This window comes from uncultured Roseobacter sp. (genome assembly GCF_947499265.1).
GTDB lineage: Bacteria > Pseudomonadota > Alphaproteobacteria > Rhodobacterales > Rhodobacteraceae > Roseobacter.
Window position 1 is genome coordinate 59,114 of sequence record NZ_CANMNK010000012.1, and the last position, 12,806, is coordinate 71,919.

General features: G+C 63.0%; 11 protein-coding genes. 6 read left to right on the forward strand and 5 right to left on the reverse strand.

Annotated features, from left to right (window positions below; all coding sequences use genetic code 11):
* Window positions 1-27 precede the first annotated feature (27 nt).
* On the reverse strand, window positions 28-423 hold the full coding sequence (locus tag Q1A63_RS23835; protein ID WP_298976365.1) for a GFA family protein: 396 nt from the start codon (window positions 421-423) through the stop codon (window positions 28-30).
* A gap of 222 nt (window positions 424-645) precedes the next feature.
* Entirely contained in the window at window positions 646-2,238 is a 1,593-nt protein-coding gene (xrtD, locus tag Q1A63_RS23840; protein WP_298976364.1) for a VPLPA-CTERM-specific exosortase XrtD, read from the reverse strand.
* A 155-nt stretch (window positions 2,239-2,393) separates the two neighbouring features.
* On the opposite strand from xrtD, the gene Q1A63_RS23845 reads away from it, so the two are divergent.
* Complete coding sequence (locus Q1A63_RS23845) at window positions 2,394-3,734, forward strand: glycosyltransferase (RefSeq protein WP_299632630.1); 1,341 nt, start codon at window positions 2,394-2,396, stop codon at window positions 3,732-3,734.
* Here the strand turns inward: Q1A63_RS23845 and Q1A63_RS23850 are convergent.
* The gene (locus tag Q1A63_RS23850; protein WP_299632631.1) at window positions 3,724-5,685 is read right to left on the reverse strand and encodes an acyltransferase family protein; all 1,962 of its coding nucleotides are present in this window, start codon (window positions 5,683-5,685) and stop codon (window positions 3,724-3,726) included. The two genes, Q1A63_RS23845 and Q1A63_RS23850, sit on opposite strands and share 11 nt — an antisense overlap.
* A 211-nt stretch (window positions 5,686-5,896) precedes the next feature.
* Here Q1A63_RS23850 and Q1A63_RS23855 point away from each other — a divergent pair, with 211 nt between their 5' ends.
* The 4 genes from Q1A63_RS23855 to Q1A63_RS23870 are packed head-to-tail and all read left to right on the forward strand — an operon-like array spanning window position 5,897 to window position 9,798.
* The gene (locus Q1A63_RS23855) at window positions 5,897-6,877 is read left to right on the forward strand and encodes a glycosyltransferase family 2 protein (protein ID WP_299632632.1); all 981 of its coding nucleotides are present in this window, start codon (window positions 5,897-5,899) and stop codon (window positions 6,875-6,877) included.
* Window positions 6,874-7,827 (forward strand): sulfotransferase, encoded by a 954-nt coding sequence (locus tag Q1A63_RS23860; RefSeq protein WP_299632633.1) that lies wholly within the window; start codon window positions 6,874-6,876, stop codon window positions 7,825-7,827. Before Q1A63_RS23855 ends, Q1A63_RS23860 begins: the two co-directional genes overlap by 4 nt.
* On the forward strand, window positions 7,824-8,768 hold the full coding sequence (locus Q1A63_RS23865; RefSeq protein WP_299632634.1) for a capsular polysaccharide synthesis protein: 945 nt from the start codon (window positions 7,824-7,826) through the stop codon (window positions 8,766-8,768). The genes Q1A63_RS23860 and Q1A63_RS23865 overlap by 4 nt, the downstream gene beginning before the upstream one ends.
* The gene (locus Q1A63_RS23870; RefSeq protein WP_299632636.1) at window positions 8,701-9,798 is read left to right on the forward strand and encodes an acyltransferase; all 1,098 of its coding nucleotides are present in this window, start codon (window positions 8,701-8,703) and stop codon (window positions 9,796-9,798) included. The genes Q1A63_RS23865 and Q1A63_RS23870 overlap by 68 nt, the downstream gene beginning before the upstream one ends.
* A 3-nt stretch (window positions 9,799-9,801) precedes the next feature.
* On the opposite strand, the gene epsE is transcribed toward Q1A63_RS23870, so the two are convergent.
* Together epsE and Q1A63_RS23880 are read right to left on the reverse strand one after the other, a co-directional pair.
* Window positions 9,802-11,028 carry an exopolysaccharide biosynthesis GT4 family glycosyltransferase EpsE gene (epsE, locus tag Q1A63_RS23875; protein WP_299632637.1) on the reverse strand — a complete coding sequence of 409 codons (1,227 nt, stop codon included), beginning with the start codon at window positions 11,026-11,028 and terminating at the stop codon, window positions 9,802-9,804.
* A gap of 13 nt (window positions 11,029-11,041) precedes the next feature.
* Window positions 11,042-11,932, reverse strand: coding sequence for a sulfotransferase (locus Q1A63_RS23880; protein WP_298976351.1), 891 nt, complete (start codon window positions 11,930-11,932; stop codon window positions 11,042-11,044).
* Window positions 11,933-12,101: 169 nt separating this feature from the next.
* On the opposite strand from Q1A63_RS23880, the gene Q1A63_RS23885 reads away from it, so the two are divergent.
* On the forward strand, window positions 12,102-12,806 hold the full coding sequence (locus Q1A63_RS23885; protein WP_298976350.1) for a sulfotransferase family protein: 705 nt from the start codon (window positions 12,102-12,104) through the stop codon (window positions 12,804-12,806).

A 12,806-nucleotide genomic window follows, 5' to 3' on the forward strand; every position in this document is an offset into this window, starting at 1 on the left:
ACCCAGCGGCCTTTCATCTGCGATGGGTCAAAACCACATGTCTTTTACCATGCGGCCATCACCTGGAAGTTCCTTAAAGCTCTCGCGCCCCTCGAAGTGACGGATTGGAAGCGCGCTGATTGGTGCGGGGTCAGACATCCGAACATTCACGGCGGCCCGCTTGCGCCCGTTTTCGTCTTCGGAACAAACAATGAAATGCGTCACACACCCGCAAATGGCACAGAAGTGGAAATTGATATCCCCGCTGTCGCGACGCTGATACGTATTTGTCTGCCCGGTGGTTTGAATGTCAAAGCCATCGTACCCGTAGGCCCAGAGGGCGCCGTAACGCCGACAGATTGTGCAATTGCAGGCTGTGACCGACTTTGGCACCGTTTCGAGAGTCCAGCCAGCTTCGCCGCAGTGGCAGGTTCCTTTCAGCATGTCTCAAACTTCGTTCCGGGCATTGTCGGCGATCCTTACGATGAAGGCGATTGGCCATGTCGATACTGTGTTGCAGACATCCCTGTCAAATTTGGCAATCCAGACTGCAGACATGTATCACACACGCAGCACCTGACACTTCGGGCTTTGAGCCGCCATGCGGTGCTGCGCGGAGGATCCGTCCTGATCCCGGAGGCGGTGCCTGTCGGGCCCGGACGCCTGTCAGGCGCCGGGGATGAAGCGGGGCAGGGCCGGGACCACTTCCTGCATCATCTCATTCAGGCGTGCCGCGGCATCCGCGTCCGTCTCACCATCGGCAATTAGCGTGGTCAGGCGCACCATGGCCCCGTCCTTGCGCCCCGTGGTGATCCCGTCGAGCACCAGATACATCTTGGCGGCGAAATCCCAGGCGACCTTGCGGCCTTTCTGTTCGAACCAGTAATAGACCATCATCCGGGTCTCGCCCTTCTGGATGATCGCGCGGTTGATCTCGAACGCGCCTGCGTGGTTCAGTTCCTGCGCCACGTCGACCCGTTCCAGCCAGGCAATCTCCCAGCCGGAGCCCGGCAGGCAGATCTCGGGCGAATGCACGCCGCCCTGGCTCTGGTCCTTGTACCAGGCCGAGAAGAACCCGACCGTCGGCTCATTGCCCTTGGCGAAATTCACCGAGTGGTAGTCATCGGCTTTCAGCTCGCGCACCACCTTGGGGTCCAGTATGTCGCGGATGCCGATCTGCTTCCACTCGCCCATCTGGCGGGGGAAGAGGGCAAAGCTGTCACGGTCCGCGCGCAGCACGTCCCGCTCCGGGATGGCGGCCCAGATGCCGGAGGCCAGCACCATGGCCGAGGCGGAGACGATCAGGGCGGTGGAGGCGCGCACATAGCGCACCCGCAGCATCTGCGGTACCAGACCGTCGGTATCGAGATCCAGCGCATCCACCAGGCCCATCTTCTGTGGGTTCAGGAACAGCATGATGCGCGCCAGGGCGAAGAGCAGCAGGATACAGGCGAGGAAGATCACCCAGCCTTCGAAGAAATGGGTGAAGCCTTCGAGCCATTCGACGCCAAACTCCTGCACCAGGAGCCCGCCGATGGCGATGCGCACGGAGTTCATCAGCACGGTGATGGGGGCGGCAGAGATCAGCAGCACGGCCTTGTGCCACATCGGACCCTTATAGAGCACCGCAAAGATGTAGGAGAAGCTGAGGATCGGGAAGAGGTAGCGCAGGCCCGAGCAGGCCTCGGCCACATGCAGCTTGAGCGTGCCCAGATCGATGATATTGCCATCAAGGAACACCGGCACGGACATCAGCTGCAAGAACCACACGCCCAATTCGGAAGAGACGAACTGCAGGAAGGTCGAGAGCTTGTAATAGAGCACGCCGGGCAGCGGCAGCATGTAGACAAGGTGCAGGACGGGGGGCCAGAAATGCTTGCCCGTCTTCCAGCCGAAACTGATCAGCAGCAGACCGCCGATCCACAGGATCGTGGCATAGGCAACGATGTCAGAGATATTGGCCAGCTTGCCCATGGTGCCCACCACCAGCGCGCCCAAGAGGACCATCACACCGACCCAGCGGTCGCGTTTCGGGCCGGGATCGATCGGGTATTCCTTGAGCTGACGCAGGAACAGCAGGCCGGACAGGATCGGGATCAGGGGGCCGTGGCTGTATTCGGGCAGCTGCCAGGCGGTCAGCAGGGCATCGAGCCCGTCAATAAAGAAAACACCGGCACCAATGAAGGCAACGGCGAGCCAGAACATACCCCAACTGAAGAAAACGGCGACGGGTGGCGCTGTATCTTGCGTCATCGACATCGGATCAACCCTTTTTACTAAATACTATCGTTGGCTATAGGAAACGTCTGCGAGAGAATTAAGGCGGTCATCGATTTATTTGCACCTGACATACCTTACAACGGCCCTTTATAGAAGATATTTTCCGCACTATGGGGTCTGCAGGGATCACATAAATGTCAGATGGGAAAATTGTGACGCAACCTACCCCGAACGCGCAGCCCCGCCCACACACCCGGCCCCGCGTGTTGGTCATTGCCGAAGCTGCCAACCCTGAATGGGTCAGCGTGCCCCTGGTCGGCTGGTCCATGGCCCATGCGCTGCGGGCGGTGGCGGATGTGCATATCGTCACCCAGATCCGCAACCGCGATGCCATTCTGCGCGCAGGCCTGGAAGAGGGCCGCGATTTCACCGCGATTGATTCCGAAGCCGTCGCCCGGCCGCTGCACAAGCTGGCGGAGCTGCTGCGCATGGGCACCGGCAAGGGCTGGACCATGACCACCGCGATAGCTGCGGTGTCTTACCCCTATTTCGAACATCTGGTCTGGCAGCAGTTCGGCCCCGCGCTGGTGGGGCGGGAGTATGATCTGGTGCACCGGGTCACGCCGCTGAGCCCGACCATCCATTCGCCGATTGCCCTGCGTTGTGCTCGTGCGCGGGTACCCTTTATCCTCGGTCCGCTCAATGGCGGGGTGCCCTGGCCGGCGGGGTTTGATGCGGAACGGCGGCGGGAACGCGAATGGCTGTCTTATGTGCGCAGCGCTTACAAACTGGTGCCGGGCCGCGGGCGCACGTTGCAGGCAGCGCATGCCATCCTCACCGGATCGCGCCACACGCAGGGCGAAATCCCCGCACGGCACCGCGACAAGACCGTCTGGCTGCCGGAGAATGCGATTGATCCCGCGCGATTCAATCTCAGCGCAAAACAGAGCCTAAATAGCCCGCTTAGAGCCTGTTTTATCGGGCGTCTGGTCCCCTATAAGGGCCCTGACATGCTGTTGGAGGCGGCCGCCCCCCTGTTGCGGTCCGGTCAGCTGGTTCTCGACATCATTGGCGATGGTCCGATGCGCCCGGACCTTGAGGCGCTGGCCGCCCGGCTGGAGATCGCGCCTGCCGTCACCTTCCATGGCATGATGGCGCATGAGGATGTGCAGAGCGTTGCGGTAGAGGCCAATCTGCTGACCTTCCCCTCGATCCGCGAGTTCGGCGGCGGCGTGGTGCTGGAAGCGATGGCGCTGGGGGTGGTGCCGGTGATCGTGGATTACGCGGGCCCGGGCGAATTGGTGCGCGCGCAGACCGGGTACAAGGTGCCTATTGGCAGCCGCGCGGAGATCATTGCCCGCTTTGGCGCTGTGCTGCAGCAGATCGTGTCGGATCCGTCGCCCCTGCCGGGGTTGGCGGCGGCGGCCCAAGCCGATGTGCAGGCACGCTTCACCTGGGAGGCCAAGGCGGCCCAGGTACGCCGGGTCTATGATGCGGTGCTGGCAGGCGGGCCCTTGCCACAGGTCATGGGCTGACCTTCAGGGGCGGCAGTTGCAGCCAGCCGGTCCGGGCGATCTTTGCCCCGAAATGCTTGGCCCCGGCCTTGGAATAATGGTGGTAGTCATAGAAGATCTTGCGCCCGTCGTCGGTGATCATATCGCAGGTCCTGGTCTCATCATCACAGACATAATCATACCGCCGCAGCACCGGGAGATCGTAGTCCTCTGCCACTTTCAGCAGCCCCAGGTCGGTGCGCCCGTCCACTGTGGTATCAAGCTGGGTGTAGGCAAAGGCATTGAGGTCTTCTACGGAGGGGATGCCCTGATGCGTGCGGATGTACCAGTCAAAGACCGGCAGCCTGCCGATATCCGCAAAAGACGGGGAATTGAGCAGCAGCACGATCTGCTTGCCGGTGGGCAACAAGCGGTCGAGCAGGTTGGGCATCCGGCGCACGGAGCGGTTGGTATAGGCAAAGGCCAGCAGCACCGTGTCGGAGGCCTGAAAATTCGGCGAGGCCAGCAGCCCGTCAATGAGGTGGTTGTCGAGCGAGGCCTTCATGCCGAAGCGTGAAAACTGGATGTCCGGGAAGAGCTCGGTATTCAGGTGGAAGGTGTCGAACATGTCCTTGGCCAGCGAATTGCCCAGCACCAGAACCTTTCGTCCCGGTTGGTCCATGTCGTACCACAGCACCTCGGCTTCGAATTGCGAGGGGGCGCGGGGCCCGGAGGGGCCCATCCCGTATTCCGCCGCATAATCGGCCAGCACCTGCCAGGCCTCCTCGCGCAGGCGCGCCTTGTCGAACTCCGCAGGACCATAAAGCGCGATCAGATCGGGGAAGCGTTCGCGGCGCCCGTCCTGCACCAGCATCACGGTGGTGAAGCCCACGACCAGCGCAGTGGTCAGGGAAATGCTGCCGACAAGGCCCTTGCGCGAGACCGCGCCGGGTGTGCGGAACGGCCGCTCAATCACCCGGTAGGACAGGATGGCCAGCGCAAAGGACAGCGCCAGCCAGATCAGGCGGTCAAGGAGGCCGGGGTCATGGTCGATCAGCCGGCCAAAGGCCATGATCGGATAGTGCCACAGATAGAGCGAATAGGAGATCAGCCCGATCCCGACAAAGGCCTTGCTGGAGAGCAACCGGGTGACCACATCCCTTTGCTGGCCGCCAAACCAGATGATCAAAACAGTGCCTAACACAGCCGGAATCGTCGCCAGCCCGGGGTGATAGCGGTTCAGCCCGCTGACAAACATCGGCAGCACAATGAGCGCCAGACCTAGCGCAGGCAGCCGCCTACAGCGTGTCGCCGTATGCCCGGCCCCCGGATGGCGGGTCAGAAAATGCGCCAGAACCGCCCCGGCCATGAGCTCCCAGAGCCGACTGATGACCCAGTAGAACGACAGCGACTGATCCGCCCGCGTGGTGATCTCCGACACGATCAGCCCTATGAGGATCGCCGCGAGCCCGATGGGGATGATCCGCGCCGCCGCGTGGCGCAGCAAAAGGATATAGATCAGCGGAAAGAAGATGTAGAACTGCTCCTCCACCGCCAGCGACCAGGTGTGCAGGAAGGGTTTCAGCGCGCCGGGGGCTGCGCCATAGACCGCCGCCTCGAAATGCCAGAACATATTGGACAGAAAGAACACCGAGGCGATCAGCGAGCGGACGAACTCCTCCATTTCGCTGGGCATGAGCACGACCCAGGCGACGGGTAGCGTCGCGAAGATGACCGCAAAAAGCGCAGGCAGCAGGCGGCGCGCCCGGCGTTCATAGAAATTCAGGATCGAAAACCGCCCTGTCCGGTCCCATTCCTGCAGGATCAGCGAGGTGATGAGAAACCCCGAGATGACAAAGAAGACATCGACCCCCAGATAGCCCGCAGGCAGCACCGCACCGGAAAAGAACGGGAACTTGGCGTGGTAGATCAGCACCGCCCCCACCGCGATTGTGCGCAGACCATCAATTTCCGGGCGGTATTTCAAACTCATCAGCGCGCAAAACCTTAAACAAATACAGGGTCGCTTTTGGCAAATTTTGCCGCATCGATCAATTGATAAACCTGTGTTTGCGGGGCAGATATGCAGCTTGCCCTGCGGGGATGCATTTTTGCGCGCATCTTTGACTTCTCGGCGATTCTAGGCACTCAACCTGTTTCTTTTCGCGCGGACCGGCTTTACAAGCCGACAGGTAAGTTGACCCGTGAAAGTTTTTCAGAACATGAATGCCTCCGCCGACCCTCAGTCCTATGTGCTGATTTCGCCGTGCCGGAATGAGGCAGCCTATATGCGCCGCACGCTCGACAGTGTGGTGGCCCAGACAGTGACGCCCGCGGCCTGGGTGATTGTCGATGACGGCTCCACCGACGAGACCCCGCAGATTCTGGCCGAGTATGCCGCGCGCCATGACTGGATCCGGATCGTGCAGAAACCGGACCGCGGGCACCGGGCGGTGGGCCCCGGTGTGATCGAGGCGTTTTACGCGGGCTATGCCACCATCGATCCGGGCGATTTTGCCTATTCCTGCAAGCTCGACCTCGATCTCGATCTGCCGCCGCGGTATTTCGAGATCCTGATGCAGCGGATGCAGGAAAACCCGCGCATCGGCACCTGTTCGGGCAAACCTTATGTGCGCGAGGGCGGCCAGCTGATCTCGGAGCGGCGCGGCGACGAGATGTCCGTGGGCATGACCAAATTCTACCGGCAGGCCTGTTTCGACGCCATTGGCGGCTATGTGCATGAGGTGATGTGGGACGCCATCGATTGCCACAAGGCGCGGTCGATGGGCTGGATCGCGGTCAGCTGGGATGATCCGGAGCTGCGCTTTGAACATCTGCGGCCCATGGGGTCGAGCCAGACCTCGATCTATACCGGGCGCCGCCGACACGGGTTCGGGCAGTATTTCATGGGGTCCGATCCGCTGTTTTATCTGGCCACCTGTGTCTTTCGCATGCGCGAGCGGCCCTTCGTGCTGGGCGGTCTGGCGATGCTGCAGGGCTATCTGGGCGCCTGGCTGCGCGGGGAGCGGCAGTATGAGGATGCCGAGCTGCGCGCCTTCATCCGCGCCTATCAGCGCCGGGCGCTGCGAGTGGGCAAGGCCCGCGCGGTGGCCGAGATTGATGCGGAAAATGCGGGCCTGTTTCAGGCCAATAGCGCGCAGATGGTTGCGGGAGGCCCCTCATGAGGTTGCCTGATTTTGTGGTCATCGGCGCGGCCAAGGCCGGCACCACCAGCCTGCATGCGCTTTTGGACCGGCACCCGGATATCTTCATGCCGCGGGTCAAGGAGCCGGAATTCTTCGCCCGTGATGACCGCTATGCGGCAGGGGTTGAGGCCTACGCTGCGGGCTTTGCCGAGGCGCGCGCGGATCAGACCGTGGGGGAGGCTTCGACGATCTATTCGCTGAGCCCGCTTTTCGGCCAGACGGCGGCGCGGATGAAAGAACACCTGCCGCAGGCCAAGCTGATCTATGTGATGCGCGACCCGGTGGCCCGCGCCTATTCCTACTACGTGCAGATCCTCAAGAACTACCAGAACGTGACCGGCGACCGGGCGGTGCATCGCAGCTTCGAAGAATTCGTTCTGCCCGAGCCGCACAGCACGGCCGCCCCCCGCGAAAAGGCGTTCTCAACGGCCAATGCGCATTTGCCCGATGTGCCGGAACTGTGTCTGGCGGGCAGCGAATACGTGCAGCAGATCGCGGCCTATCGCGCGCATTTCGACGCGGACCGCTTCCTGTTTCTGAAGTTCGAGGATTTCGTAACCGACCGGGCCGGGGTGGTGCGTCAGGTCACGGATTTCCTGGGGCTGGCACCGCTGGCCGATGCGGTCTTTGAAGAGGCTTCCGTGACCAGAAACGTCTCTAAAGCGCATTTTAATGCGCTCGAAGAGACGGTCACGCTGGACGGCATGCGCAAACGGGCAGGCCCGCTCTGGGCGCTGCGCCAGGCCGTGCCCACCCCGCTGCGCGAGATGCTGCGCCGTCAGGCCGTGCGTCGCAGCCCGGCCCCCACGGCACATATCCCGCCGCCGATGCAGGACGAGACCCGCGCCCTGCTGCGCACCCGTTTTGCCGCCCAGATCCCGGAGCTGGAACGGCTGACCGGTCTGACCTTCGCGGAGTGGGATTTGTGAGCACGCAGGGGCATAAACCCAAACGACCGGTGATCTCCTGGTTGCGCACGCGGCTGAAACGCAGTCGTCTTTATGCGCGCTGGCTGCTGAACGAGGTGCCGAAGAACCCGCGCTATGAGCTTTACGCCCGTCGGCAAGGCACGCTGGACCGCCGTGCGTTCATCGCCGACCGGGCGGGCGGGGCCGAGGCGGTGCGCCGCGCCCTGGCACCGTTTCACAAGGCGGATATTCCGAAGATCATCTGGATCTACTGGCAACAGGGCGAGGCCGAGGCCCCTTTCGTGGTGCGCCGCTGCATTGCGCGCTGGCGGCAGATGAACCCCGGCTGGGAGGTGCGGGTGCTGGATGCGCAGAACGTCTCCGAGCATCTCGACATGTCCGATTACCACGACGGGCTGCCGCCGCGGTTCTTTGCCAACCTGCTGCGGATGCGGCTGATGCGGACCCATGGCGGCGTCTGGACGGATGCCACCGTCTATTGTCACCGCCCGCTGGACGACTGGCTGCCGCCGCTGCTGGTCACCGGGTTTTTCGTCTTCCGCAGCCCCGGGGCCGGGCGCTGGTTTGCCTCGTGGTTTCTGGTCTCCGAGCGGGATCACCTGCTGCCGACCCTCTGGGAGCAGGGCTACGCGCCCTTCGTCAAATCCCTCACCTATGTGCCGGATCTCTATTTCTCGCTGTCCTATATGTTCCAGTGGCAGATCAAACGGCACCGCCAGGCGCTGGCCCTCTGGCGGCAGTCCCCGGCGATGCCCTCGACGCCGACCTTCTTCATGATGGAAGCGCTGCGCGGCACCATCCCGGTGGCCCGCCTGCACGAGATGCTGGAGAGCGGCACCCCGGTCAGCAAGCTGACCTGGAAAGAGATTGTCGATGAAGCGGCCTTCGAGGCGCTTTGTGCCGAGATTGACGCAGAGCCTGCTGCGTCCGGTTCCGCCTGAGCGCGCGCCGATGGTTTTCCGCACAGACGCCCCGCCCACCGCCGCTGCCCGTGACTATCCGCTGGAGACCATGCGGGCGGTCGCGGTGTTCCTGCTGGTGGCCTATCACGCCATCGGGTCGGGGCCGATGAGCGGGCTGGAGCTGGATTACCCGCATCCTTTGCGGCTCTTTGCGGATTTCCTGATCGATCTGCGCATGCCGTTTTTTGCCTTCATCGCGGGCTACGTCTACGGGCTGCGGCCCATTGCGCTGGGGGATTACGGCAGTTTCATCACCGGCAAATTCCGCCGTCTCTATATCCCCGGGGCCATCGCGGCGACCCTGATGATGATCATGGCGGGCCTTTTGGGGTCGGGCTCCGCCCGCACCTGGGCGGATTTCTGGCAGGTCTATTTCTTTCCCTACGCGCATTACTGGTTTTTGCAGGCGATCCTGCTGATCTTCGTGTTTTTCGGCGCGCTGGATATGGCTCTACGCGGGCGGTTTACGGCTGTTTTGCTGGTGCTTTCCGTGGTCCCCTATCTCTTTGCCGGGTTCATTCCGAGCAATGTGATGTCGATCAATGCGGCGATCTACCTGCTGCCCTTCTTCCTGCTGGGGGTGGTGTTCATCCGGCATCTGCCCCGGATCGCGCAGGCAGCCCCCTGGCTGATTGGCCTGTCGGTGCTGGTGGTGATTGTCGCCACGGCCACCAACCTTTCGTTGCTGCGCGCCAGTGGCGAGCTGTCGTTGCAACGCTATGACGTGCAAAGCCTCGCGATGGGGCTGGCGGTCTGCATGCTGGCCATGCTCACCCTGCCGCGGGTGGCCCGGTTCGAGGCGCTGGGGCCCTATGCTTTCACCATCTATCTCTACCATGTCTTTGGCACGGCGGGCGCGCGCGACGCGCTGCAGGCGTTTGGCATCACTGCGGTGACCCCGATTTTCCTGACCAGTATTGTCTGCGGTATTGCCCTGCCGGTGGTGTTGCACCGGCTGTCGGAGCGCTGGGGGCTGACCCGCCGCTATATTCTGGGCAAGAAGCGCTAGGCATTAGCCTGCGGTCTTGCGGATTTCCTCATACAGCGCCAGTGCGTTGCGGCGGTGGTCGAACTTGGCTTGCGCCGTTTGGCGCGCAGCCTGGCCCATCGTGGCGCGGAGGCCCGGATCGGTGGCGAGGCGGCGCGCGGCCTGGGTAATCGCCGCCACATCCTTTTGCGGCACCAGAAAGCCATCCTGCCCATCGGTGATCATATCGCCGGTGCCGCCGATGATCGAACAAATGGGCGGCACCCCGCAGGACATTGCCTCCATCACCGCCACCGGGGCGGCTTCGCCTTTGTTGATGCTGGTGAGCGCCAGCGCGTCCGAGGATTGCAACAGCTCCAGCACCACCGCTTCATCGACCGACCCCAGCAGGGTGACGTGATCGCCCAGGCCCAGTTTGGCGATTTCCGTCTCTATTGCGGCCTGTTCGGGGCCGTCTCCGGCGATGCGGTAATGCACATCGATGCCCTCTGCGCGCAGCTCCGCCATGGCGCGCAGGAAATACCGGTGCCCTTTCATATTGTTGAGCCGGGCCACGGTCACCACTTCAAAACGGTCCTCGGGCCGGGTCTTGCGCTGTGCCGGGTCGGGTTTGAACGTCTCCGTATCCACGCCCATCCAGATCACCGGATAGGGCTGCGTTTCGCTGATCTCGTCGCGCAGAGAGCGTTGCAAGGGCGCGGTCACGGCGCTGACAAATGTGGCGCGGGCCATCTTGGCTTTGTGATCGGTGCCATAGACCGGCAGATCGCCATGCAGGGTCAGGCTGTAGGTCAACCCGGTGAGGATATGCGCCATCGCCCCCAGATGCGCGGCATTGGCGCAGGAATGAATATGCACATGGACGATGCCCTTTTCTGCGCAAAGCGCTGCCAGATCGGCGGCCGAGGGGATCAGCGCCAGGAATTTCAGACGGGTCGCCAGCGGGGTTTCGTGCAGGCCCAGAATATAGCGCACCATCGCCAGCAGCCGCCCAGGGTGCCGTGCCAGCAATGCAAGTGCGGCTCCCATGTCGGGCGGAAAGAGGTACCGCGTGCGGTTGCGTGCCGCCTCGGCAAAGGCATGCGGGCACGCCCCGGCGGGCGGGCGCCGGGTTGAGAGCAGCGTGACCGGCACGCCCGCCTCTTCGATGGCGCCCATCTCGCGCCAGAAAAACGCATGGGTCTGGGCCGGGAATTCCGGCACCATATAGCCGATCGGAGCGGGGTCGCTTACAGGGTGGGGTGTGCTCACGGTCTGTCCTGTCTCATGAAGGGCGCGCGGGCAGCAGGTCTGACAGCCCCTCGCGGTGCAGCCTGTCGGCCAGGGCTTCGTAATTGGTGATCATCTCGCGCGGGTCGGTGGGCAGGATTTTCTTCATGCCGCCTGCGACCGGGGTCGGGGCCGGGGGCACGCCGATCCAGTCAAACACCCGGTCGGCCAGCGGCTGATGCGCGGATTGGTCCTGCAGGTCGGCCTCGTAAGACACGGTCATATGGTCAAACCCGCGCAGGCAATGGCGTTCATACTCCAGCAGCAGAGCGCTCCATTTCAGCCGGGCGATGAAATCATCCAGATCCAGCTGCACCGGGGCGGCGGCCTGTGCGATTTTTTCACCATGCTCCCAGCCGGGGTTGCGCTGGCCTGCGGCGGTTTCGTCGCGCTGGTGGTAGATGCGCCGGGTCTGGGCGATGTCGAGCGAGAAGGTCTGGGCAAAGGTGTCGCGCTCCAGATGGATGAAGCGAAAACCGCTGTCCGCAAGCCCCTGCAGAAACCCCACGGGATCGCGGAACCGCTGCACCTGGATCATCTGGTAGGAGAGCAGCTTGGCGCCGTAGGCCGCCTGCGGGGTCTTATGCGCCAGCCGGTTGAGAAAGCGCTGCGGAAAGAGCACCCGGCGCGACAGGATCTCGCGCCCGCAATGCACCTGCGGGTGGTCATTCAGCAGCCGGGTCAGCAGGGTGGAGCCCGACCGCGCGCGCCCGATGATCAGGAATTTATGCACATCCCGGTTGGCCGGTTTGATCAGGCTGGCCCCCAGCACCCGCAGTTCTGTCCAGAACCCGCGCGGCGAGACGCGGGCGGGATGCCACAGACCGGCGATATAACGCGTATCCACGGGCGGGTGGGTCAGCGTGCGCGAAATGATATCGGTCATGCCTGCGGTCGTATCCTCGTTGCGCCTGCCCCCGCCTCCCCTATAGCGGCAGGCAGGGGCGGGCGGCAATATGGGCGGCGCAAAACCATATCCGGGGTTTGCTGCCCCGCAGCAATCTGCGTAAAAGAACTGCGGTGGGGACCGCAGACCAGAGGACGCACAGCACGGGATGATCAACGCCAGAGCGAAAGACATTATTCTGGGCACCCTGCCGCCCGCGTTGTTGCAGCATGTGCTGCCGCGGGTGGCGGCGGGCAAATCCCCCTTTCTGCCGTCGATCTGTGCGCGGGAGGCGATTTTCATCCATGTGCCCAAGGCTGCAGGCTCCAGCATCAAGGTGGAGGTCTACGGCTCTGCCAAGGCGGCGGGCGGGCATCGCCGCATTGCCGAATACGCCGCTTACGACATGAAACGCACGGCTGCGTTTTTCAAATTCGCTTTCGTGCGCAACCCCTGGGACCGGCTGCTCTCGGCCTATTCCTATCTCAGCCAGGGCACCGGCACGACCTTTCGCGACAATCAGTTTGCCCGCCAGTTTCTGGCCGATACCGGTGATTTCGACGGCTTCGTGCGCAAGCTCGAAGATCCCAGGGCGTGTCGGCAGATCCTCTATTACGACCACTTCAGGCCGCAGAGCCATTGGATCTGCATGCCGGGCGCGCGGACCCATGCGATGGATTTCCTGGGCCGGTTCGAGACGATGGAAGACGATATGGCCCGGCTGCGCGCCCGGTTGGGATTGGAGGCGGGCGCGCCTGTCAAAGCGCGCCCGTCACAGCATCTGCCCTACCGCGAGGCCTATAGCGCCCGCGCGCGCCAGACGGTGGCGGAGCTTTATGCGCGGGATGTGGCCCTGTTGGACTACAGCTTCTAG

What these genes read in the sequence shown, in the direction of transcription:
- Q1A63_RS23835 (WP_298976365.1), bottom strand. Translation starts at nt 423, where the DNA reads ATGCTGAAAGGAACCTGCCACTGCGGCGAAGCTGGCTGGACTCTCGAA.
- xrtD (WP_298976364.1), bottom strand. Translation starts at nt 2,238, where the DNA reads ATGTCGATGACGCAAGATACAGCGCCACCCGTCGCCGTTTTCTTCAGT.
- Q1A63_RS23845 (WP_299632630.1), top strand. Translation starts at nt 2,394, where the DNA reads ATGTCAGATGGGAAAATTGTGACGCAACCTACCCCGAACGCGCAGCCC.
- Q1A63_RS23850 (WP_299632631.1), bottom strand. Translation starts at nt 5,685, where the DNA reads ATGAGTTTGAAATACCGCCCGGAAATTGATGGTCTGCGCACAATCGCG.
- Q1A63_RS23860 (WP_299632633.1), top strand. Translation starts at nt 6,874, where the DNA reads ATGAGGTTGCCTGATTTTGTGGTCATCGGCGCGGCCAAGGCCGGCACC.
- Q1A63_RS23870 (WP_299632636.1), top strand. Translation starts at nt 8,701, where the DNA reads ATGAAGCGGCCTTCGAGGCGCTTTGTGCCGAGATTGACGCAGAGCCTG.
- Q1A63_RS23880 (WP_298976351.1), bottom strand. Translation starts at nt 11,932, where the DNA reads ATGACCGATATCATTTCGCGCACGCTGACCCACCCGCCCGTGGATACG.
- Q1A63_RS23885 (WP_298976350.1), top strand. Translation starts at nt 12,102, where the DNA reads ATGATCAACGCCAGAGCGAAAGACATTATTCTGGGCACCCTGCCGCCC.